General features: G+C 70.5%; 21 protein-coding genes. 3 read left to right on the top strand and 18 right to left on the bottom strand.

Annotation, left to right across the window (positions count from 1 at the left end; translation table 11 throughout):
- From ABZT04_RS44525 to ABZT04_RS44450, 16 genes are all read right to left on the bottom strand, one after another.
- The coding region (locus tag ABZT04_RS44525; RefSeq protein ID WP_356066030.1) for a flavodoxin-dependent (E)-4-hydroxy-3-methylbut-2-enyl-diphosphate synthase at window positions 1–221 on the bottom strand (221 nt) is incomplete at its 3' end.
- Window positions 222–225: 4 nt separating this feature from the next.
- Window positions 226–1,248: an adenosyl-hopene transferase HpnH gene (gene hpnH, locus ABZT04_RS44520; RefSeq protein WP_356066027.1), complete on the bottom strand. Its 1,023-nt coding sequence runs from the start codon at window positions 1,246–1,248 to the stop codon at window positions 226–228.
- Between the two features lie 5 nt (window positions 1,249–1,253).
- Window positions 1,254–1,895, bottom strand: a complete 642-nt coding sequence (locus ABZT04_RS44515; RefSeq protein ID WP_356066024.1) for a 1-hydroxy-2-methyl-2-butenyl 4-diphosphate reductase — start codon at window positions 1,893–1,895, stop codon at window positions 1,254–1,256.
- Entirely contained in the window at window positions 1,892–3,916 is a 2,025-nt protein-coding gene (gene shc, locus ABZT04_RS44510) for a squalene--hopene cyclase (protein WP_356066021.1), read from the bottom strand. Before shc ends, ABZT04_RS44515 begins: the two co-directional genes overlap by 4 nt.
- Before the next feature lie 112 nt (window positions 3,917–4,028).
- Window positions 4,029–5,162, bottom strand: coding sequence for a polyprenyl synthetase family protein (locus ABZT04_RS44505; RefSeq protein ID WP_356066018.1), 1,134 nt, complete (start codon window positions 5,160–5,162; stop codon window positions 4,029–4,031).
- Complete coding sequence (hpnE, locus tag ABZT04_RS44500) at window positions 5,162–6,592, bottom strand: hydroxysqualene dehydroxylase HpnE (protein ID WP_356066015.1); 1,431 nt, start codon at window positions 6,590–6,592, stop codon at window positions 5,162–5,164. Before hpnE ends, ABZT04_RS44505 begins: the two co-directional genes overlap by 1 nt.
- Window positions 6,589–6,693: a DUF6380 family protein gene (locus ABZT04_RS44495; protein ID WP_356066013.1), complete on the bottom strand. Its 105-nt coding sequence runs from the start codon at window positions 6,691–6,693 to the stop codon at window positions 6,589–6,591. Before ABZT04_RS44495 ends, hpnE begins: the two co-directional genes overlap by 4 nt.
- Before the next feature lie 35 nt (window positions 6,694–6,728).
- Window positions 6,729–7,679, bottom strand: a complete 951-nt coding sequence (gene hpnD, locus ABZT04_RS44490) for a presqualene diphosphate synthase HpnD (protein WP_356066010.1) — start codon at window positions 7,677–7,679, stop codon at window positions 6,729–6,731.
- Window positions 7,676–8,608, bottom strand: coding sequence for a squalene synthase HpnC (hpnC, locus tag ABZT04_RS44485; RefSeq protein WP_356066008.1), 933 nt, complete (start codon window positions 8,606–8,608; stop codon window positions 7,676–7,678). Before hpnC ends, hpnD begins: the two co-directional genes overlap by 4 nt.
- A 356-nt stretch (window positions 8,609–8,964) precedes the next feature.
- Entirely contained in the window at window positions 8,965–9,756 is a 792-nt protein-coding gene (locus tag ABZT04_RS44480; RefSeq protein WP_356066005.1) for an ABC transporter ATP-binding protein, read from the bottom strand.
- A complete protein-coding gene (locus tag ABZT04_RS44475; protein WP_356066002.1) occupies window positions 9,749–10,678 on the bottom strand; it encodes an ABC transporter permease in 930 nt (309 codons plus the stop codon). Before ABZT04_RS44475 ends, ABZT04_RS44480 begins: the two co-directional genes overlap by 8 nt.
- 152 nt (window positions 10,679–10,830) lie before the next feature.
- The gene (locus ABZT04_RS44470; protein WP_356066035.1) at window positions 10,831–11,703 is read right to left on the bottom strand and encodes a glycosyltransferase family 2 protein; all 873 of its coding nucleotides are present in this window, start codon (window positions 11,701–11,703) and stop codon (window positions 10,831–10,833) included.
- Between the two features lie 5 nt (window positions 11,704–11,708).
- Window positions 11,709–12,488 (bottom strand): CDP-alcohol phosphatidyltransferase family protein, encoded by a 780-nt coding sequence (locus tag ABZT04_RS44465; RefSeq protein ID WP_356065999.1) that lies wholly within the window; start codon window positions 12,486–12,488, stop codon window positions 11,709–11,711.
- The gene (locus tag ABZT04_RS44460; protein ID WP_356065996.1) at window positions 12,466–13,527 is read right to left on the bottom strand and encodes an iron-containing alcohol dehydrogenase family protein; all 1,062 of its coding nucleotides are present in this window, start codon (window positions 13,525–13,527) and stop codon (window positions 12,466–12,468) included. The genes ABZT04_RS44465 and ABZT04_RS44460 overlap by 23 nt, the downstream gene beginning before the upstream one ends.
- Window positions 13,515–14,267, bottom strand: a complete 753-nt coding sequence (locus ABZT04_RS44455) for a phosphocholine cytidylyltransferase family protein (protein WP_356065993.1) — start codon at window positions 14,265–14,267, stop codon at window positions 13,515–13,517. The genes ABZT04_RS44460 and ABZT04_RS44455 overlap by 13 nt, the downstream gene beginning before the upstream one ends.
- A complete protein-coding gene (locus ABZT04_RS44450; RefSeq protein ID WP_356065990.1) occupies window positions 14,264–16,054 on the bottom strand; it encodes a DUF5941 domain-containing protein in 1,791 nt (596 codons plus the stop codon). Before ABZT04_RS44450 ends, ABZT04_RS44455 begins: the two co-directional genes overlap by 4 nt.
- Before the next feature lie 466 nt (window positions 16,055–16,520).
- Between ABZT04_RS44450 and ABZT04_RS44445 the strand changes: the two genes are divergently transcribed.
- Both ABZT04_RS44445 and idi read left to right on the top strand, forming a co-directional pair.
- On the top strand, window positions 16,521–17,459 hold the full coding sequence (locus ABZT04_RS44445) for a cation diffusion facilitator family transporter (RefSeq protein WP_356065988.1): 939 nt from the start codon (window positions 16,521–16,523) through the stop codon (window positions 17,457–17,459).
- A 212-nt stretch (window positions 17,460–17,671) separates the two neighbouring features.
- Window positions 17,672–18,265: an isopentenyl-diphosphate Delta-isomerase gene (gene idi, locus ABZT04_RS44440; RefSeq protein WP_356065986.1), complete on the top strand. Its 594-nt coding sequence runs from the start codon at window positions 17,672–17,674 to the stop codon at window positions 18,263–18,265.
- Window positions 18,266–18,274: 9 nt separating this feature from the next.
- Here the strand turns inward: idi and ABZT04_RS44435 are convergent, their stop codons facing one another.
- Window positions 18,275–18,784 carry an ATP-binding protein gene (locus ABZT04_RS44435; protein ID WP_356066032.1) on the bottom strand — a complete coding sequence of 170 codons (510 nt, stop codon included), beginning with the start codon at window positions 18,782–18,784 and terminating at the stop codon, window positions 18,275–18,277.
- A 203-nt stretch (window positions 18,785–18,987) separates the two neighbouring features.
- On the opposite strand from ABZT04_RS44435, the gene ABZT04_RS44430 reads away from it, so the two are divergent.
- Entirely contained in the window at window positions 18,988–19,731 is a 744-nt protein-coding gene (locus ABZT04_RS44430) for an enoyl-CoA hydratase/isomerase family protein (protein WP_356065983.1), read from the top strand.
- On the opposite strand, the gene ABZT04_RS44425 is transcribed toward ABZT04_RS44430, so the two are convergent.
- On the bottom strand, window positions 19,724–20,359 hold the full coding sequence (locus ABZT04_RS44425) for a DJ-1/PfpI family protein (RefSeq protein WP_356065981.1): 636 nt from the start codon (window positions 20,357–20,359) through the stop codon (window positions 19,724–19,726). The two genes, ABZT04_RS44430 and ABZT04_RS44425, sit on opposite strands and share 8 nt — an antisense overlap.
- Window positions 20,360–20,760: the final 401 nt, after the last annotated feature.

Below are 20,760 nucleotides of genomic sequence, written 5' to 3'. Positions count from 1 at the left end.
GGGCAGGCGACGCGGACGATCTGGCAGCCGGACGCGGTGAGTTCGGCGATCTGCTGGAGGGTGGCGCCGATGTCCGACGTACGGGTCGTCGTCATCGACTGGACCGAGACGGGCGCACCGCCCCCGACCGGTACCGGCCCGACCTGGATGCGTCGCGACACACGTCGCTCGGCGATCGGCCGGACCGGCATCTCGGGGACGCCGAGGGAAACGGCGGTCACGGCGTCAGTCGCGGTTTCCGGCGACGGTCTCGCGCATGGCCCGCAGGGACTCCTTGAGGGAGCCCATGGTGGCGAGGACGGCGGTGGGCTCGTAGCCGCAGTGCGCCATGCAGTTGGCGCAGCGCGGGTCCTTGCCGCGGCCGTACTTGTCCCAGTCGGTGTCCTCGATCAGTTCCCGGTACGTCGTGACGTACCCGTCGCTCATCAGGTAGCAGGGGCGCTGCCAGCCGAAGAGCGAGTAGTTCGGGATCGCCCACGCCGTGCACGGGAAGTCGACCTTGCCCTCCAGGAAGTCCAGGAAAAGCGGGGAGTGGTTGAGCCGCCAGCGGCTGCGGTTGCCGCCCCCGAAGGCCTTCTTGAACAGCTCACGCGTCTGCTCCACGCCCAGGAAGTGCTCCTGGTCGGGGGCCTTCTCGTAGGCGTAGGCGGGCGAGATCATCATCTCGTCGACCTTCAGGTCGTCGTTGAGGAAGTTGAGCACCTCGATGATGGTCTGCGGGGTGTCGGTGTTGAAGAAGGTCGAGTTGGTGGTCACCCGGAAGCCGCGCTTCTTGGCCTCCTTAATGGCCGCCACCGCCTCGTCGAACACACCCTCCTTCGCCACGGACTCGTCGTGCCGCTCGCGCAGCCCGTCGATGTGCACCGCGAAGGCGAAATACGGCGAGGGCGTGAACTTGTCCATCTTCTTGCGCAGCAGCATGGCGTTGGTGCACAGGAAGACGTATTTCTTCTTGGCCACCAACTGCCGCACGATCTCGTCGATCTTGGGGTGCATCAGCGGCTCGCCACCCGCGATGGAGACCATCGGCGCACCGGATTCGAGCACTGCCCCGACGGCCTGGGCCACGGGCATGCGCTGCTTGAGCACTCCGGCCGGGTGCTGGATCTTGCCGCAGCCCTCGCACGCCAGGTTGCACGCGTAGAGGGGTTCGAGCTCGACAATCAGCGGAAACTTGTCCCGCTTGCGGAGCTTCTGTTCAACCAAATAAGTAGCGACCTTGATGGACTGGCGCAGCGGCATGGCCATCTGGCTCACCTCCGGGGGAGCAGCAAAGAACGGTGCCATTCGACAAAAGCGGGAAGAACGGATCGAAGAACGCGGAAAGCCGATATTCCACCGCGGACCGTGCCGATCCGGACGAGTTCATGTTCAGGAGCGTCCACGACCACCCGTACGGCCGCAACCGGGCGCACGCCCGTACGCACGGCGCTCAGCAGCGTGGCCGCAGATTCCATGTCGACCGCGATTGCGCCGGTCGCGAGCAGATCCGACCGTTCCTGTCCGCGGACGACATGATCGGAACCGGCCAGGGGGCCGGTGTGGACGGTGCTTCCGGGCAGGGCCCGCACGAGTTCCTTGACGAGCAGCTCGGTGCCGACGCACGGAACGGTTCCGCGCGGGTCCCGGGTCTCCTCGGCGACCACCAGGTCGCCGGGGTGCATACCGGGGGCGAGTCCGGCGCAGAAGCCCGTGGCCAGTACGGCGGCCCCGGACAGCGCCGGATCGGCGAGACGCCGGGTGACGGCCCGATCGGCCGCCCCGGGCCCCATGCCCGTCCGCAGGACGGTGACCGGCCCGTCGGCGCCGGAGCGGTCGCCTGCGCGCAGGGCGAGGTGCTCGATGCCGAGCGCGCAGGCGATCAGCAGCGGCGGAGCGGCGGGCTGTGTGCTCATCCGCCCCCCTTGGCCTGCGAGATCGGGGTCGGGGAGAGCGGGGTCTGGCTGAACGGTTCTCCGTGCACATAGCGCCCGAGCGCGGTGAGCGGGAACACCTGCCGGTAGAGGTGGTAGTTGATGGAGAAGTCCCACGGGAAGCCGGTGCCGGTGAAGTAGGGCTCGTCCCAGGAGCCGTCCTCCCGCTGGGTCGTCGCGAGCCATTCGATGCCGCGCTCGACGGCCTTGGAGTCCCGCTCCCCCGCCGCGAGCAGGGCCATCAGCGCCCAGGCCGTCTGCGAGGCGGTCGAGGCGCCCCGGCCGCTCCACTCCTTGGCGTACTTGTAGGAGCGCAGGTCCTCGCCCCAGCCGCCGTCGTCGTTCTGCACGGTCTCCAGCCAGGTCACCGCGCGCCGGATCGCCGGATGCGAGCCGGGGAGGCCGGCCGCGGCGAGGGCGGGCACCACGGACCCTGTGCCGTAGACGTAGTTGACGCCCCAGCGCCCGAACCACGAGCCGTCCGGCTCCTGTTCGGCCAGCAGCCACTCGATGCCGCGCCGGGTGCGCGGGTCGTGGGCGAGGCCCTCGACGGCGAGCATCTCGACGACGTGCGCGGTGACGTCCGCCGACGGCGGGTCGATGACCTCGCCGAAGTCGCAGAACGGCAGCCGGTTGGGGAACGGGCTGGTGTTGTCGACGTCGAAGGCGCCCCAACCGCCGTTCTTCGACTGCATTCCGAGGTTCCAGCGGACCGCGCGTCCGATGGACCGGTCGACCCGCTCGGGGTCGTGATGGCGGACGCGGCGCAGCGCGAGGGCCACCTCGGCGGTGTCGTCGATGTCGGGGTAGTTGTCGTTGTGGAACTCGAACGCCCAGCCGCCGGGCGGCAGTTGGGGCCGTTTGACCGCCCAGTCGCCGGGGCGGACGATCTCCTCTCCGAGCATCCAGTCGGCGGCCTTGACCAGTTGGGGGTGGTCGGCGGGCACGCCGGCGTCGGCGAGCGCGATGGTCGCGAGGCAGGTGTCCCACACCGGGGACTGGCAGGCCTCGATCATCCGGGCCCCGTCCTCGCGCCAGACCGCGAATCGGTCCAGTGACTCCAACCCCGCGCGCATCACGGGGTGTTCGAGGTCGTAGCCCAGCAGGTGCAGGGCGATCACCGAGTACACGGCCGGCGGCTGGATGCCGCCCCAGCAGCCGTCGTTCTCCTGCCGCTCGATGATCCAGCGCGCGGCCGTGTTCATCGCCGATCTGCGCAGTTTGCGCGGGGCGACCTTGCGGTAGAGGTGCAGCGCCTTGTCGAGCCGCTGGAAGGCGCCGTCCCAACTCGCCACCGGGGCGAGCGGCTTGACCGGGTTCGGGTTGTCCGGGTCGGTGTGGAGCTCGTCGAGCGGGAAGGGCGCGGGCCGTACCGGCCGCTTCGCGGAGACGACGGTGAGCGGCACGATGGTCTGCCGGGCCCAGCATCCGAAGTCGTAGATGTTGAGCGGTACCCAGGTGGGGAAGTAGATGAGTTCCGGCGGGAGTTCGGGCAGGTCGTCCCATTTCCACCAGCCGAACAGGGCGAGCCAGATCCGGGTGAAGACGCGGGCGGCGGCGATACCGCCCCGCTCGCGGACCCAGGCGGACGCCTTCGCCATGTGCGGGGCGTTTGGCGCGTCACCGGCCAGCCGGAGGGCGACGTACGCCTCGATGGTGGTGGAGAGATCGCCGGGCCCGCCGTAGAAGCTGGCCCAGGTGCCGTCCTCGCGCTGCTCGCCGCGGATGAAGAGTGCGGCGGCGTGGGTCGTCGACTCGTCGCGGATGCCCAGGAACTGACGGAGCAGCAGATCCTCGGCGTCCATCGTGACGTTCGTCTCGAGGTCGCCCTTCCACCAGCCCTGGGCGTCCTGCCGGGAGAGCAGGAAGTCGGTGGCGCGTTGTACGGCGAGTGCGGCGGCGTCGTGCACCCCGGCCGCCACGGGGGTGTTGATGTCGGTTTCGCTGGCCGCGGCAGCGCGGGGAGGCATGGCCCCGGTGCTTCCGTCGGTCGTCGCTGTCATGGCTTCCCCTTCGTGCAGTGGCATGTCTCTGCTGTGGGTCCGCCGTCGGCCGGTGCTCGTATCTCCGCAGCACCGGCCGGCGACTACGCGAGGGCTATTCGACCGATAGTGATCATCTCTTTCGTACGACGACGAAGTCGGCGAGCGCCGTGAACTGGGCCCGAACCCGGTCGGGCATGTCGATGGCGTCGAGGGCCTCGATGGCGATGGTGTGCTGACGGCGTGCCTCTTCGGCGGTCCACTCGCGGCCGCCGGCCTCCTCGATCAGCGCGGCGCGGGCGGCGAACTCCTTCTCGGAGAAGTTCTCGAAGTCGCTGCTCTTGGCGTCGGCGGCGAGCATCTCGCCGAGCCGCTCGGAGGCGGCTCCGCCCGCCGCGAGCGCCGCCACCACGGGCAGGGACTTCTTGCGCTGGCGCAGATCGCTCCAGGTCTGCTTCCCGGTGGACTCCGGGTCGCCCCAGATGCCGAGGAGGTCGTCGACGGCCTGGAAGGCCAGGCCGAGGTGGTAGCCGTACTTCTCCAGGATGTCGGCGGTGCGGTCGTCCGCGCCGCCGAGCACGGCCCCGATGGAGGAGGCGCAGGCGAGCAGGGCCCCGGTCTTGTTGCCCTCCATCTCCAGGCACTCCTCGACGCTGACGCGGTCGCGGTGCTCGTAGGAGATGTCCTGCGCCTGGCCGTCGATGAGGGCGCGGGTCGCGGTGGTGAGACGGCGGGTGGCGCGGCCGGCCTCGACGGTGCCGAGCTCCAGCAGGACCTCGTTGGCGAGCGCGAACAGGGCGTCGCCCACGAGGATGGCCTGGGAGGGGCCGTGCACCTTCCAGACGGTGTCGCGGTGGCGCCGTTGCTCGTCGCCGTCCATCAGGTCGTCGTGCAGCAGCGAGAAGTTGTGGACCAGTTCGACGGCGACGGCGCCGGGGATACCGGTCTCGGGCGTGGCACCGGTGACCTCGGCGGAGAGCACGGCGAGCGCGGGGCGTACGGCCTTGCCGCCGTCGCCGTCGGCCGGGTTGCCCTCGGCGTCGATCCAGCCGAAGTGGTAGGCGGAGACAGTGTCCATGGGGGGTGCCAGCCGGTCCACGGCCGCGCGCAGTACCGGTGTGGCAAGGGTCCGGCCGCGCTCCAGGAGCGCGGACACATCCACCGCGGTCCTCGCAGCGGCCGTCTCGGCCGGGGGCACAGTGGGCACAGTCTCTCCTCTTGTCGCGCTACCGGGGGTGCGGGGGCCTGCCGCGTGCTGATCGAGCATCAGGCCGCCTCCTCGAACTCGAAGAGCTGTCGGGGGCGGGGCCGGCCCAGGGCGGCGAGTGCGGCGTCCGCCGCGCTCACCCCGCTGCGGACCGCACTCTCCATGGTCGCGGGCCATCCTGTGGCGGTCCACGCTCCGGCCAGGTACAGGCCGGGGGCCTTGGTGCGGGCGCCGGGCCGCAGCCGTCCGACGCCGGGGGCGGGAGCGAACGTCGCCGTGCGCTCCCTGGTCACGAAGAAGTCCTTCACCTCGGCGCCGCGCGCACCGGGCAACAGCCGCTCCAGCTCGGGAAGATAGCGCTCGCGCAGTACGGCCACGGTCTCGTCGATCTCGTCGTGCGCCGCGGACTGGGACATCGCCAGATACTGGCCGCCCTTCAGCCCGGAGGCGTCGGTCCGGTCGAACACCCACTGCACGGGGGTGCCCAGCGCCGCGAAGAAGGGCCGGGCGAGCACCTTGCGGTCGTAGACGACATGCACGTTGAGGATCGGCGCGGTGTCGATGGCGAGCAGCCGCTCGGGGGCGTCCAGCGCGCCGCCGGGCAGCAGATCGTGGGCCTCGCGCTGGGGTACGGCGAGGACGACGGCGTCGGCCTGAAGGGTTTCGCCGGGAACCTGAACGCTCCAACGCCCGTTTTCGTCAGTGGAGACGGAGGTGACGCGTGTACGGACTTCGGTACGCACGCCCGATGAGTCGAGCGCCTTGCGGGCGAGCCGGTCGTGCAGTTCGCCCAGCGGGACATGGGCCCAGCCGATGTCGGCCGCGCCCGGGTCGGAGAGCAGACCGGTCTTGAACACCATCGCGGCCAGCGCCAGCGAGGAATCGCCCGCGACCGCGTTGAGGGTGGCGACCCCCACCAGGTCCCACAGTGCCTCGACGGCACGCGGCGACTGGCCGTGCGCGGCCAGCCAGGTGCCGAAGTCCTGGGCGTCCAGGGCCGGATCGGCGAGGTCGAGCGCCTTGAGCGCGAGCGCGGCACGTCCGACCTTGGCGCGCTCGGCGAGCGAGAGATGCGGGTAGGTCGCGAGGCTGCGTCCCAGATGCAGGGGCACGGGCAGCGGGTCGCGCCGCAGTCTGCCGAGTCTGCGTCCCTCGGGGCGGTTCACGTCGAGCACGGGCACGTCGAGACGATCCTGCAGCGGTGCCAGCGCCGCGCCCTCGATGCGGTCGAGGAACCAGCGGTAGGCGGTGCAGCAGCGCAGATACACATGCTGTCCGTTGTCGACGGTGAGGTCGCCGCGCTGGAAGGAGAAGGCGAGTCCGCCCAGCCGCGGGCGGCCTTCGAGGAGGGTGACGCGGACTCCGGCGTCGGCGAGCGCGAGCGCGGTGGTGATGCCGGCGAGCCCGCCGCCGATCACGACGGCATGCCGTCCGGCCCCTCCCGTCGGTTTGCCGGAGGGCGGCCCGTCGGACCGCGTCCCGTCGCTCATCGCGCACTCCCCCTCGCGTGCCCGCGGTGGCGCCGGATCCGGCCACGGCAGGTCGTCGCAGTCAGGGACGCCGCTTCGCACCGGAGGGTTGCGTGCCGCATTTCTCCGGTGACATCACCTTGGCCCACTTTGTCCATCAGGCGCGCCTCCTGAGGGTGCGTCGCGTGACGTGCCGGGTGTCCAGGCCGGACAGGCCGCGCACCGCGACGTAGGCCTTCTCGCGTCCGGGGAGCGAGACCCGGCCGCGCAGCACGGCCTCCGGCTCGCGCTCGATGCGGTCGAGGAGGCGGCGGTAGATGCCGGCCATGGCGGCGACACAGGCGCCGCTGCGGCGGTCGAGCATGGGGAGCAGGCGGTAGCCCTCGGCGAAAAGGGTGCGGGCCCGGCGCACTTCGAAGTGCACGAGACCCGCGAAGTCGGAGCCCTCCGGCGGGGTCGGCCCGTCGAACCCGGCCGAGCACCCGAATTTCGCGAGGTCGTCGGCGGGCAGATAGGTACGGCCGCCCTCGGCGTCCTCGCGGACGTCTCTCAGGATGTTGGTGAGCTGGAGCGCGAGACCCAGGGTGTCGGCGTACTCCGGGGCGCGCTCGGCACCCCGCGCGCCCGCCTCGGTGCCGAACACGCCGAGCGAGAGCCGCCCGATGGCGCCCGCGACACACCGGCAGTAGACCTTCAGATCGTCCCAGGTCTCGTAGGTCTCGCCCTGGACGTCCATCAGGACGCCGTCGATCAGCTCGTCCAGGCCGCCGAGCGGGATCGGGAAGGCCTCGGCCGCGTGCGCGAGGGCGACCGCGACCGGGTCGGTGTCGTCCTCCTCCACCTTGCCCTCGCGGACCCGGGTGAGCAGCGCCCGGGTGTCCTCCAGCCGCGCCGATTTGACGTCGGTCGCCAGCGTGCCGTCGCCGATGTCGTCGACACGCCGGGAGAACGCGTACAGCGCGGACATGGCACGGCGCTTGGGCGTCGGCAGCAGTCTGATGCCGTACGCGAAGTTGCGTGCCTGCTGTCCGGTGACGGCCTCGCAGTAGCTGTAGGCGGCGAGTACCGGCGCGGACATGTGCGGTGCAGACTCCACGGTCCGGATCACCCCTCTCCTCGCAGAGTCACGCCCACCTCACGCAGCAACTGGAGCCTGCCGGGTTTGGGTGGGCCGGGAAGTACGTCGTATTCGGCGGCGGCGATCGCGCGGATCGCCGCCCTTCCCCCCGCCACGAATCCCGCGAGCAGCAGCTTCAGTCTGCCGTGGACGCTACCCACCAAGGGGGCGCCTTCATTCAGGAGATCGCGGGCGCGTTCTGCTTCGTATGCGACCAGTGCGCGCACCGATGCGCCCGCGGAGGGCGTGGCGAGATCCGCTTCCTGGACGTGAAAGCGCTTCATGTCCTGGGCGGGCAGGTAGATGCGGTCGCGGCCGAAATCCTCGGTCACGTCCTGCAGGTGTTCGACGATCTGAAGTGCGGTGCAGATCGCGTCGGAGAGCCGGACCCGCTCGGGGGTCTCGGTGCCGGTGACTCCGAGGACGAGGCGGCCGACCGGGTTGGCGGAGAGTTCGCAGTAGGCGAGGAGATCGTCGTAGGACTCGTAGCGCGTGACGAGCTGGTCCTGGCGGTTGGCGGCGATCAGGGCGAGGAAGGGCTCGGGGGTCAGCGCGCGGCGGCGGACGGTCGGCTGGAGGCGGCGCAGCAGCGGGTGGCCCGGGGTGCCGTCGAAGACGCGGCGCAGATCGGCCTCGAAGGCGTCGAGGAGGACGAGGCGGTCCTCGGCGTCCGTGGGAGACACGCCGAGCAGCCCGGCGTCGGCGCCGCCGGGGGCCAGGTCGCCGTCGCCGATGTCGTCGACGAGGCGGGCGAAGCCGTAGACCGCCATGAGGTCGGTGCGCCAGGCCCTGGGCAGGAAGAACGGCGCCACGGGGAAGTTCTCACCCGCGGCCTTGTCGAGTGTGCCGCGCTCCGGATCACCGGAGGCGGCGGCGCCGCTTCCCGTCACCGCTCGCTGCCAGGGGCGGGGACGGCGCATGCTTCGGTGAGCTGGGGAGTTTCCGTAGCCATTGCCGTCACATCTCCCGTTCTACACTGCCGACCCAATACACACTATTTCGGACACGCCGCCCAGTCGTCCGCACGGTTACCCGGATTAGGGTGTCGCGCATTATCGCCCCACTTGCCGCTATTCGGCACCGGTACAGCTTACGTTGTACAACGCAGCGAGCTTCCTCGGGGTGTCCTGCACATCACAACAACACACCGATTGGCGTCAAGATTCCTTGGGCCGGGCCGAGTTGACGTTTCCTTTGCAGACGCGGGGCCCCGCCGGAGCAGTTCCGGCGGGGCCCTGAGAAGCATTCTGGGCTTTTGTACCCGTGTGGGAGTGGACTACTTGCCCGTGAACTTCTCGTACTCCTTGAGCACCTCGTCGGTCGGGCCGTCCATCCGCAGCTCGCCGCGTTCCAGCCACAGCACCCGGTCGCAGGTGTCGCGGATCGACTTGTTGTTGTGGCTGACCAGAAACACCGTGCCCGCGGACTTGCGCAGTTCGCGGATGCGCTCCTCGGAGCGGACCTGGAACTTGCGGTCGCCGGTGGCCAGCGCCTCGTCGATCATCAGGACGTCGTGGTCCTTGGCGGCGGCGATGGAGAAGCGCAGCCGGGCCGCCATGCCCGAGGAGTAGGTGCGCATCGGGAGGGTGATGAAGTCGCCCTTCTCGTTGATCCCGGAGAAGTCGACGATCTCCTGGTAGCGCTCCCTGACCTGCTCGCGGCTCATGCCCATGGCGAGCCCGCCCAGGATGACGTTCCGCTCGCCGGTGAGGTCGTTCATCAGGGCCGCGTTCACGCCCAGCAGCGAGGGCTGGCCGTTGGTGTAGACCCTGCCCCTCTCGGCCGGGAGCAGACCGGCGATGGCCCGCAACAGGGTCGACTTGCCGGAGCCGTTGGAGCCGATCAGACCGACAGCCTCGCCGCGGTAGGCGACGAACGAGACGCCCTTGACGGCGTGCACCTTGCGCACCCCTCGCTCCTCGCCGCGTTTGACTATGCGGCTGAGGGCGGAGGTGGCGCTGCCCTTGCCGGTCTTGGCGCCGTGCACCCGGTAGACGATGTGCAGCTCGTCCGCGACGACGGTGGGGATCTGGTCCTCGGGGGTCTGTCCAGGGTTCTGCTCAGCCACGGCCGTACCTCTCTTCCGCCTGCCAGAAGTACACGAAGCCGCCGGCGAACAGGACCACGGCCCAGAAGACGGCGATGGCCCAGACGTGCGGCGGCAGGTTCGAGGAGCCGTAGCCGTCGATGAGCGCGAAGCGCATCAGGTCCATGTAGATCGCGGCCGGGTTCACCTGGAGCACGCGGATGAACACCTCGGAGCGGCCCGCCAGAATGCCGCTGATGGAGAACATGACGCCCGACGTGTACATCCAGGTGCGCAGGATGAACGGCATCAACTGGGCCAGGTCCGGCGTCTTGGCGCCCATCCGCGCCACGATCAGCGCGAGCCCGGTGTTGAAGAGGAACTGCAGCAGCAGGACCGGGAGGATCAGCAGCCAGGACAGGCTGGGGTAGCTGCCGAAGCCGATGACGATGACGAACAGCACGATCATCGAGAACAGCAGTTGCTGGAGCTGCTGGAGCGCGAAGGAGATCGGCAGCGAGGCGCGCGGGAAGTGCAGCGCCCGCACCAGCCCGAGGTTGCCGGAGATCGCGCGCACGCCCGCCATGACCGAGCTCTGCGTGAAGGTGAACACGAACACGCCCGTCACCAGGAACGGGATGTACACGTCCCGGGACATGCCCCGGCTGGCCTTCAGGATGACGCCGAAGATGAAGAAGTACACGCCCGCGTTCAGCAGCGGTGTGGCCACCTGCCAGAGCTGGCCGAGCTTCGCCTGGCTGTACTGGGCCGTCAGCTTCGCCTGGGAGAAGGCGAGGACGAAGTGCCGGCGTCCCCAGAGCTGCCGGACGTACTCGGCGAGTCCGGGGCGGGCACCGCTCACGGTCAGCCCGTACTTGGCGGCGAGCTGTGCCGCCGTGAGGCCTGCGTCGGGCGACGGGCGCGGGCTCACCGCGATTCCGCCGTCATGCGTTGTCTCACTCAAGAGTGGAAGCCTTCATCTGAGGATGCGTCTTACGATCGTCTTGCGTTCGTCTTACGGAATTCTGCTACAGGACGCGACACCCATCCGCCGCCGGAGAGGTTTCCGGGCGGCGGCCGCGCGCCGGACGCGCGGCCCCGCGCCTGTCGGACCTGTCAGATCACGGGGGGCCGGCCCAGCCGGGTCAGCCGCCACACGGTACGCCACCTGATGGGCCGGCGCGGTCCGCACGGAGTGGTCCAGCCCTCCTTGAACCCACCGAACCAGGCCTGAAGGGCCGGGCGCGAGGGGCGGCGCAGGAGGGTGAGCAGCAGCCACACACCGAGGTAGACGGGGACCAGGGGTGCGGGGAGGTTGCGGCGGGCCAGCCAGACCCGGTTGCGGGCGACCATGCGGTGGTAGACCGCGTGCCGGGAGGGGGCGGTCGTCGGGTGGTACAGGACCATGTCGGACCGGTAGTCGATCATCCAGCCCGCGTCGAGGGCCCGCCAGGCGAGGTCGGTCTCCTCATGGGCGTAGAAGAACTCGTCCGGGAGTCCGCCGACCTCGGCGAAGACCTTGGTGCGCACGGCGTTGGCGCCGCCGAGGAAGGTGGTGACCCGGGAGGAGCGCATCGGGTCGGAGGCGCGCAGCCGCGGGACGTGGCGGCGCTGGGTGAGGCCGGTCTCCGGGTCGGCGATGCGGAAGCTGATGATGCCGAGTTCGGGGTCGGCCGCGAAGGCCTGCCGGCACAGCTCGGCGGTGTCGTGCTGGGCGAGGAGGCCGTCGTCGTCGAGGAACATCACTATGTCGACATCGCGACCACCGGGCCCGAAGGCCTCAAGACCGACGTTGCGGCCGCCGGGGATGCCGAGGTTCTCGGGCAGCTCCATGGTCCGCACGCCGTCGGGGACGTCCGGGACGGGCGAGCCGTTGCCGACCACGACCGCCTCGACACGGTCGCCGTCCTGCTTGGCGACCGAGTCGAGCAGGGCCCTGAGTTCGTCCGGCCGGTTGCCCATGGTGATGATCACCGCGCCGACCTTCATGCCGCTCACTTCAGCCTGCTCGACGCGAGGATCGACACCAGGTGCAGCAGGGTCTGGAGCAGCGCGATGCCGGCCAGTACGGCGACGCCGAGCCGCGAGAAGAACAGGTCACCGCGGGCCTGGTCCACGATCGCCAGGACCAGGATCAGCAGGGACGCCTCGATGCCGAGGATCAGCCGGTGGAACTTGAAGGCGGCGGCGGCTCGACGGGCCAGCGCCATCCCGGAGGAGCGCATCTCGGACGCGGCCTCCTGGACGGGGGCCTTGCCGGTCTGGTGCCGGGCGACGCCGACCAGGTCGGTCTCGGCCTTGATCAGGATCGCGCCGAGCGCGGCCAGCGTGCCGAGGAAGGCCCACAGCCAGTCGATACGGCCGCTGCCCCACAGGTCGGCGGCGCGCAGCCCGAAGCCGACGAGCACGGCGGCGTCGGTCAGATAGGCGCCGACCCGGTCGAGGTAGACCCCGCCGAGCGAGAACTGCTGGCGCCAGCGGGCGATCTCGCCGTCGACGCAGTCCAGCAGCAGATACATCTGGACGCACACCACGCCGAGCACGGCGCCCGTGATCCCCGGCACCAGCAGCGCCGGGGCGGCGAGCACGCCGAAGACGGTCATCAGGTACGTGAGCTGGTTGGGCGAGACCCTGGTGTTCACCAGGTAGCGGTCCACCCGCAGGGACACCTCACGCATGTAGAGGCGTCCCATCCAGTGCTCACCGCTGCGCCGGTCCTTCACCCCTGCGGGGTGGACGACGGGACGGAGTTCAGCTACCGATGGCCTTGACATAGTCGGCGTAGATGTCCTTGATCTGGTCGGTTTTCAGGTCGAGGTGTTCGAGGATCGTGTAGCGGCCGGGGCGGGTCTCCGGAGCGAACTCCACGGCGCGGACGAACTCGTCCACCGTGAAGCCGATCTCCTCCGGCAGCACGGGCAGTCCGTGCCGGCGCAGCACCTCGGCCATGTACGCCGATTCCTCGTGGGCTCCGCGCAGGTACATCGCGAAGGCCGCGCCCAGTCCGCACTGTTCGCCGTGGGCGGCGGCGCGTTTGGGGAAGAGCAGGTCGAAGGCGTGGTTGATCTCGTGGCAGGCGCCGGAGGAGGGGCGTGAGTCGCCCGACACCGACATGGCGATACCGCTGAGGACCAGCGCCTCGGCGAGCACCTGGAGGAAGGCGTTGTCGCCGACCCCGCCCGGGTGGCGCAGTACCGCCTCGCCGGCCTGCCGGGCCATGGCCGCGGCCAGCCCGTCGATCGGCTCGCCCTTGACGCGGTTCGCCAGCTCCCAGTCCGCGATCGCGGAGATGTTCGAGATCGCGTCCCCGATGCCCGCCCGCACGAAGCGGACCGGTGCCTCGCGGATGACGTCCAGGTCGATGACGACGGCGATCGGGTTCGGCACGCCGTAGGAGCCGCGGCCCGCGTCGTTGTCGAGGGTGGCGACCGGCGAGCACAGTCCGTCGTGCGCGAGGTTCGTCGGTACGGCGACCAGGGGCAGGCCGACGCGTGCCGCGGCGAACTTGGCACAGTCGATGATCTTGCCGCCGCCGAGGCCCACGACCGCGTCGTAGTGACCGGCCTTCATGTCGCCGGCCAGCCGGATCGCGTCGTCGAGGGTGCCGCCGCCGACCTCGTACCAGGTGGCGCCGGGCAGGCTCGGTTCGAGCCGCTCGCGCAGCCTGGCGCCGGAGCCGCCGCTGACGGCTACGGCGAGCCGGCCGGAGTGCGAGATGCGCTGGTCGGCGAGGACGCAGGCCAGGTCGTCGAGGGCACCCGGGCGGATGTCCACGACGACGGGCGAGGGGATGAGTCGGGTCAGTACAGGCACGCGATCTCCCGTCCCTTGGCCAGATCGTCGTGGTTGTCGATCTCGACCCACTTGACGTCGCCGATCGGTGCGACGTCGATCCGGAAGCCGCGGTTCACGAGTTCCTGGTAGCCGTGCTCGTAGAACTGCTGCGGGTCGGTCTCCCACACCGTCTTGAGCGCGTCGGCCAGTTCGGACATGGCGTCGCCCTCGATGAGGGTGACGCCGATGTACTCGCCGGTGGCCTCGGCGGGATCCATCAGCTTGGTGATCTTCGTCATGCCCCTGGCGGGGTCGACGACGACCTTCATCTCCTCGTCCGCAAGGGACTTGACGGTGTCGAGGGCCAGGATGATCTTCTTGCCGTCGCCGCGGGCGGCGAGCAGGGTCCGCTCGACGGAGACCGGGTGGACGGTGTCGCCGTTGGCGAGGATCACGCCGTCCTTGAGGGCGTCACGTCCGCACCACAGGGAGTAGGCGTTGTTCCACTCCTCGGCCTTGTCGTTGTCGATGAGGGTGAGCTTGAGGCCGTACTTCTGCTCCAGGGCCGCCTTGCGCTCGTACACGGCTTCCTTGCGGTAGCCGACGATGATCGCGACCTCGGTCAGACCGATCTCGGCGAAGTTGCCGAGCGTCAAGTCCAGGACCGTGGGTTCGCCCTCTATGCCCGCGGGCCCCACCGGCACCAGAGCCTTCGGAAGGCTGTCGGTGTAGGGGCGCAGACGCCGTCCGGCGCCGGCCGCCAGCACGAGGCCGATCATGCGGGTTCTCCTTCATCGTGTACGGCGGGGGCCCCTGCGGACACCCAGAAGCGGATGCTCTCGACGAGCACCAGCAGGGCCACGGCCACGGCGAGGGCCGTGAGCGCGACCGTGAACTGCGACGCGGTGAGTGCGGCGGCGAGCACGGTGACGAGCAGCGTCCGCCCCTCGTGCCCCCCTGTGGCGCATACCAGCCAGGCCGGGGGCGCCCCGGCGTTGCCGCGGATGCGGTACACCGTGTCGTAGTGATGGTAGGCGACGGCGGCCACCAGGCCGAAAGCGGCAGGAAGTGCTCCGTTCACCTCCGCTTCAGCCGCGAGGATGAGGACGGTGCAGTATTCGGCCGCCCGGAAGAACGGGGGAATCAGCCAGTCGAGGGTGCCCTTGAGGGGGCGGGCGACAGCTTCGGAGGACAGCAGCACATAGCCGGCGGCGCACAGCACGAGCGGCAGGCCGGGTCCCTCGAGCCAGGCGGCGAGGAGCAGCAGCGCGGTGCCCGCGACGGCCCAGAAGAACGCCGGGATCCTGGACGTGCCGGGCAGGAGGCGGGCCAGCGGCCGGGCGAGCGGCCCGCTGTCCGCCAGGTCCGCCAGCGCCTGCGCGGCCCGGTCCGTCCGCCTCGCCTTCCGGGTCAGCGAGCGCAGCACCCGGCCCGCCGTCGTGTACGTCGCCGCGAAGGCGCAGCCGACGAGGAGGACGTAGAAGGTGATCCGCGGGGTCGTCACCGCGGTGAGGACGGCGATCATCGCCCATCGTTCGCCGATGGGCAGGACTATCATCCGGCGCACCCAGACCGTCCAGCCGACGCTGTCGAGCTTGTCGGAGAGGGCGGCGGTGGGGCTGGTGTTGGCGGTGGCGTCGTGGTTGGCCTCGTTGAAGGAGAAGTCCACGACGTGCCGGCAGGTCTGCAGGACCATCGCGCCCAGCGCGAGCGCCCATACGTCGTCGCCGCCCTTGGCCGCGCCGAGCGCGAGGCCCGCGTAGTAGGCGTACTCCTTGGCGCGGTCGAAGGTGGCGTCGAGCCAGGCGCCGAGCGTCGAGTACTGGAGGGAGTAGCGGGCGAGCTGGCCGTCGGTGCAGTCCAGGACGAAGGACGCGATCAGCAGGACGCCGGCCGCCACGAACCCGGCGCGGGTCCCGGTGGCCGCGCAGCCCGCCGCGATGATCGCGGTGAGCAGCGAGGCGGTGGTGACCTGGTTCGGGGTGAGACCGCGACGGGCGCACCAGCGGGCGAGGTAGCGCGAGTACGGGCTGATGAAGTGGGTGGTGAAGAAGCCGTCGCGGGACTTCACGGCCGACTTCAGACGTACGGCCTCGTCGTCCACGGCGGCGACGGCCTGCCGCGCCTCGTTGCGGGCCTGCGGGTCGGCGGGGACGGTGGCGACGAGGCTGCCCAGTTCGGGGCGGTGCACGTCGGAGCCGTCCGCGTCGAGGGCGGTGACGATGCGGTCGGCCAGGCTGTCGAGGAGGGTGGTGCCGCCGCTCGCCGAGTTCTCGCGGGCGACCGCGCGAGTCAGGGCCTGACGGCCGGCCGGCTGGGCGGTGACGGCGCCCGTTACCGCGGCGAGCGGGAAGCGGGGGTCGGTGAGGCCGAGGCGCAGCGCGTGCAGGTGGCCCACGAAGCGGGCGTCGACGACGGCGACCCGTCGGTCGCCGGGGACGGCCGCCAGCAGCGTCTCCGCCTCGGTGGCGTCGGCGGCGGTCCGGACGTCGAAGCCGAGCGACCGCAGATCGCCCTCGATCGACGATCCGGGGACCGGCTGACCGGTGAGGATGGCGGTCGGCAACCGAACTCACTCCCTGGTGCCGACGCGTGGGCGCCGGTCATGTGCATGGTGGTGGCGCCCTGTGAGTGGCACCCGGGCGGCATGTCGGCAGAGGCTATCGGATGCTCTCAAGCCCGTGTTCACCGGCCGTTCATGGGCTGATCAACAGGGTCTGCCAGCAACTCCGCCGAGATCATCATCAGGGATTCGGGCCCCGCCCGACAAACCGCACCGGCCAGAGCGGGCATCACGGGACATTGCGGAGGCGCCCTTCCTGTCGACACGGAGCCAGCTGGGTGCGGAAGATGGTCGGCTCGCCGTGGCCGGGTTGGCCGACGCATCGCGCCACGGGAACTTAGGCTGCCCTGACCTGCGATTTGTTTGTGCAGGTCAGGGCACATGACAACGGTGTTCAGTGCCGCGTTGCCCGATACCCCCCACCCGTAGTTCACTGGGGTCCCGGACAGCGATCAGGAGGGCGGCTCCCATGGGGGCAGGGCACGACCACGGGCACACGCACACCGCTCCCGTCACCGGTACGGCGGCGGCCGCGTACCGGGGCAGGCTGCGGGTCGCGCTGGGGATCACGCTCACCGTGATGGTGGTCGAGGTCGTCGGCGGGCTGCTCGCGGACTCCCTCGCGCTCATCGCGGACGCGGCCCACATGGCGACGGACGCGCTGGGTCTCGGCATGGCGCTGCTCGCGATCCACTTCGCGAACCGCCCGGCGTCCGGCAACCGCACCTTCGGCTACGCCCGCGCGGAGATCCTCGCCGCGCTCGCCAACTGCCTGCTGCTGCTCGGCGTCGGCGGATACGTCCTGTACGAGGCGATCCAGCGGTTCGTCGAGCCCGCCGACACCCGGGGCGGGCTGACCATCGTGTTCGGTCTGATCGGCCTGGTCGCGAACATGATCTCCCTCACGCTGCTGGTGCGCGGACAGAAGGAGAGCCTGAACGTGCGCGGCGCGTTCCTCGAGGTGGCCGCCGACGCGCTGGGCTCCCTCGCGGTGATCATCGCGGCCGTCGTGATCCTGACCACGGGCTGGCAGGCGGCCGACCCGATCGCCTCGCTCGCCATCGGCCTGATGATCGTGCCGCGCACGCTGAAACTGCTGCGCGAAACCCTGGACGTCCTGCTGGAGTCGGCCCCCAAGGACGTCGACATGCAGGAGGTGCGCTCGCACATCCTGGCCCTCGACGGGGTCGAGGACATCCACGATCTGCACGCCTGGACGATCACCTCGGGCATGCCGGTGCTCTCCGCGCACGTCGTCGTCCGCTCGGACGTGCTGAACACCATCGGCAACGAGAAGATGCTGCACGAACTCCAGGGCTGCCTCGGCGACCACTTCGACGTCGAGCACTGCACCTTCCAACTGGAGCCCGGCGGACACGCGGAGCACGAGGCGAAGCTCTGCCACTGAGCCTGCCGTGAGGGTCCCTGCCGGCACTTCGGCGCTGACGGATATCGACCGAATTCGACGGAACGCGGCCGTCCGGTGCGCGCCCGCGTCCCTCACTCCCACAGCCGGGCCCCCCGGCGGTTCCGCCATCGCCGCGCCGGGCACGATGAACTGCCGGGAGTGCCGAATTCGTACGGCAGACTTGGCTTTGAAGACCGATGTGAAGGATGGGTATGCCGATCACACCTGCCACCGCGACGAACACCTCGTCCAACGGCACCGCTGAAGCGATCTTGCTCGAACTGGTCGACGAGAACGGCGTGACGATCGGCACCGCGGAGAAGCTCGCCGCGCATCAGCCACCGGGGCAGCTCCACCGCGCCTTCTCCGTCTTCCTCTTCGACGAGCAGGGTCGGCTGCTGCTCCAGCAGCGGGCGCTCGGCAAGTACCACTCCCCCGGCGTGTGGTCCAACACCTGCTGCGGTCACCCCTACCCCGGCGAGGCGCCCTTCGCGGCGGCGGCCCGGCGGACGTACGAGGAGCTGGGGGTGTCCCCGTCGCTGCTCGCCGAGGCGGGCACGGTCCGCTACAACCACCCGGACCCGGACTCCGGTCTGGTGGAGCAGGAGTACAACCACCTCTTCGTCGGGATGGTGCAGTCCCCGCTGCGGCCGGACCCGGAGGAGGTGGGCACGACCGCGTTCGTGACCCCCGCCGAGCTGGCGGAACGGCACGCGAAGGACACCTTCTCGTCCTGGTTCATGACGGTGCTGGACGCGGCCCGTCCCGCGGTCCGGGAGCTGACGGGGACCTCCGCGGGCTGGTGAGCAGCGGTCCTACGACACCTGCGCGAGGGTGAGCGGCAGGGCGGCCCAGATCACCTTGCCGCCGCTCGCCGTGTGCTCGACGTCGCACACACCACCGGCTTCGCGGGTCACCTCGCGCACCAGGAGCAGTCCCCGGCCGCCGGTCTCGTCGTGGTCGGCGACCAGGGCGGTCGGGCGGTAGGGGTGGTTGTCCTCGACGGACACCCGCAGCCACTCGGCACCGACGGCGACCTCCACGGCGAGAGTCGGCGACAGCAGCGCCGCATGCTTGACCGCGTTGGTGACCAGCTCGGAGACGATCAGCAGCAGCCCCTGGAGCAGGTCGTCCGAGAGGGGCACGCCCTGGCGGTGCAGCAGGTCCCGTACGGCGTGCCGCGCCTGCGGGACCGAGGCGTCGACGGCGGCGGCGGTGAACCGCCAGACCCCTTCGTACGGCAGCGGATCCGGCGGGGCGGGGTCCAGGGGATCGTTCCTACCGCCTTCTGGGCGTGGGCCGGACCCGCGCCCATGGTCGTCCATCGTCCGGTCGCCACCCTCGCGCTCGATTGTCACCACACGACGAGTGTTGGCATCGGCCCGCTCCGCCCCGGATGCCTGAACAGAAGTCAGCGGTTATCGGCGTCTTCCGATCGTTTCGGCATGACTGGGTGGACTGCGGGACCGCTTCTGTCCCGACCGTGCCGACTTCGCGATCCCTTCGGGTTGTCCGTAGCATCCGGCGCATGGAGCCCCGCCTGCTGCACGACGTGACCGACTCGGTCGCCACCGTCGTCGTCCACCACCCCGGCAAGCGCAACGCGATGACGGCCGCGATGTGGCGCGCGCTGCCACCGCTGCTCGACTCGCTGGCCGCGGATCCGGCCGTACGGGCGCTCGTGCTGACCGGTGAGGGCGGGACGTTCTGCGCCGGGGCCGACATCTCCACGCTGCGGGAGTCGGCGAGCGAGGCGCAGGGGCTCTCGGTGCTCGCGGAGGAGGCGCTCGCGGCGTTCCCGAAGCCGACGCTGGCGGCGGTCCGGGGTCATTGTGTGGGCGGCGGCGCGCAGTTGGCGGCGGCCTGCGATCTGCGGTTCGCCGAGCAGGGGGCGCTGTTCGGGGTGACTCCGGCGAAGCTCGGGATCGTGTATCCGGCGTCCTCCACCCGGCGCTTGGTGTCGCTGGTGGGCCCCGGGACGGCCAAGTACCTCCTGTTCTCGGGCGAGTTGATCGACGGGGAGCGGGCACTGCGCACCGGGTTCCTCGACGAGCTGCTGCCCGAGGGCCAACTCGCCGAGCGGGTCACGGAGTTCACCCGGGTGCTGACCACCCGCTCGCAGTTGACACAGGCCGCGGCGAAGGAGTTCGCGGACGGGCGCACGGACCGGGACGGCCACTGGGCGGAGCAGGCACGCGGCAGCGGCGACGCGGCGGAGGGCGTCGCCGCGTTCCTGGAGCGCCGGGCGCCGCGGTTCACCTGGACTACGTGAGGAGGAAACGGCTCCTGCTGCGGATCTCCTCGACGAGGTGCGCGGGCGCCTTCTGAGGGGAGCCGGCGTCGTACGGCGGCTGTGGGTCGTACTCCGTCAACAGCTGCACCGCCTGGGCGTGTTCGTCGCCCGCGATCCGGCCGAGCAGGGTGAGACCCATGTCGATGCCGGAGGAGACGCCGGCCGCGGTGACGTACTTGCCGTCGGTCACCACCCGCTCCGCCGTGGGCTCGGCGCCGAACTGCTTCAGATGGTCCAGGGCCAGCCAGTGGGAGGTCGCGCGGCGGCCCTCAAGAAGTCCGGCGGCAGCCAGCAGCAGCGACCCGGTGCACACCGAGGTCGTCCAGATGCTCGTGGCGTCGACGGTGCGCAGCCAGTCCAGGAGGGCCGCGTTCTCCATCTGCGACGCCTGACCCGGCCCGCCCGGGACGACCAAGATGTCGGGGCGGGGAACATCGGCCAGGGTCCGGTCGGCGACGAGAGCCAGGTTACCGCCGTCGTTGCGGACAGGACCGGCCTCCTCGGCGACGAAGACGGTCTCCGCGTCCGGGAGGCGGCCGAGGGTTTCGTAGGGGCCGACGGCATCGAGGGCGGTGAAGCGGTCGAAGAGGACGATGGCGATCTGCATCGGGGGTTTCCTTTCGGTGGTCAGTGGGTGCGGCGGTGGAGGGGCTGGGCCATGCGGCGGTCAGCGGGTGCGGTGGTGGAGGGGCTGGGCCATGCGGCGGTCAGCGGGTGCGGTGGTGGAGGGGCTGGGCCATGCGGCGGTCAGCGGGTGGATGATGGCGGTGGGCCCGGGGGCCTTTGGGCAGTCGACGGGCGGATGTTGGCGGTGCACCACGGGCCGTGCGGTGGCCGCCAACCGGAAGATGCGCCGGCGGACCAGGGGCCAACCGGCAATCAGCGGGCGGATATTGGCGATGCGCCGCAGGTCATACGGCGGCCAGCGGTCGGGAGATGCCGTGACCCAGGGGCCAACCGGCAATCAGCGGACGGATGTTGGCGACGCGCCGCAGTTCATACGGCGGC

The organism is Streptomyces sp. NPDC005492 (assembly GCF_040605995.1).
In the GTDB taxonomy this organism is placed as follows: domain Bacteria; phylum Actinomycetota; class Actinomycetes; order Streptomycetales; family Streptomycetaceae; genus Streptomyces.
The sequence above is the reverse complement of the archived record's forward strand: the minus strand, read 5'-3'. Positions and strand labels throughout refer to the sequence as shown.

Bases quoted from the DNA above. Each gene is read 5' to 3' on its own strand.
- shc (WP_356066021.1), bottom strand. From the start codon at position 3,916: ATGACAGCGACGACCGACGGAAGCACCGGGGCCATGCCTCCCCGCGCT.
- ABZT04_RS44425 (WP_356065981.1), bottom strand. From the start codon at position 20,359: ATGCAGATCGCCATCGTCCTCTTCGACCGCTTCACCGCCCTCGATGCC.
- ABZT04_RS44465 (WP_356065999.1), bottom strand. From the start codon at position 12,488: ATGTCAAGGCCATCGGTAGCTGAACTCCGTCCCGTCGTCCACCCCGCA.
- ABZT04_RS44445 (WP_356065988.1), top strand. From the start codon at position 16,521: ATGGGGGCAGGGCACGACCACGGGCACACGCACACCGCTCCCGTCACC.
- ABZT04_RS44435 (WP_356066032.1), bottom strand. From the start codon at position 18,784: ATGGACGACCATGGGCGCGGGTCCGGCCCACGCCCAGAAGGCGGTAGG.
- ABZT04_RS44505 (WP_356066018.1), bottom strand. From the start codon at position 5,162: ATGCTCGATCAGCACGCGGCAGGCCCCCGCACCCCCGGTAGCGCGACA.
- ABZT04_RS44470 (WP_356066035.1), bottom strand. From the start codon at position 11,703: ATGAAGGTCGGCGCGGTGATCATCACCATGGGCAACCGGCCGGACGAA.
- hpnC (WP_356066008.1), bottom strand. From the start codon at position 8,608: ATGCGCCGTCCCCGCCCCTGGCAGCGAGCGGTGACGGGAAGCGGCGCC.
- idi (WP_356065986.1), top strand. From the start codon at position 17,672: ATGCCGATCACACCTGCCACCGCGACGAACACCTCGTCCAACGGCACC.
- ABZT04_RS44495 (WP_356066013.1), bottom strand. From the start codon at position 6,693: ATGCGGCACGCAACCCTCCGGTGCGAAGCGGCGTCCCTGACTGCGACG.
- hpnE (WP_356066015.1), bottom strand. From the start codon at position 6,592: ATGAGCGACGGGACGCGGTCCGACGGGCCGCCCTCCGGCAAACCGACG.
- ABZT04_RS44515 (WP_356066024.1), bottom strand. From the start codon at position 1,895: ATGAGCACACAGCCCGCCGCTCCGCCGCTGCTGATCGCCTGCGCGCTC.
- hpnH (WP_356066027.1), bottom strand. From the start codon at position 1,248: ATGGCCATGCCGCTGCGCCAGTCCATCAAGGTCGCTACTTATTTGGTT.
- ABZT04_RS44430 (WP_356065983.1), top strand. From the start codon at position 18,988: ATGGAGCCCCGCCTGCTGCACGACGTGACCGACTCGGTCGCCACCGTC.
- ABZT04_RS44455 (WP_356065993.1), bottom strand. From the start codon at position 14,267: ATGATCGGCCTCGTGCTGGCGGCCGGCGCCGGACGGCGTCTGCGCCCC.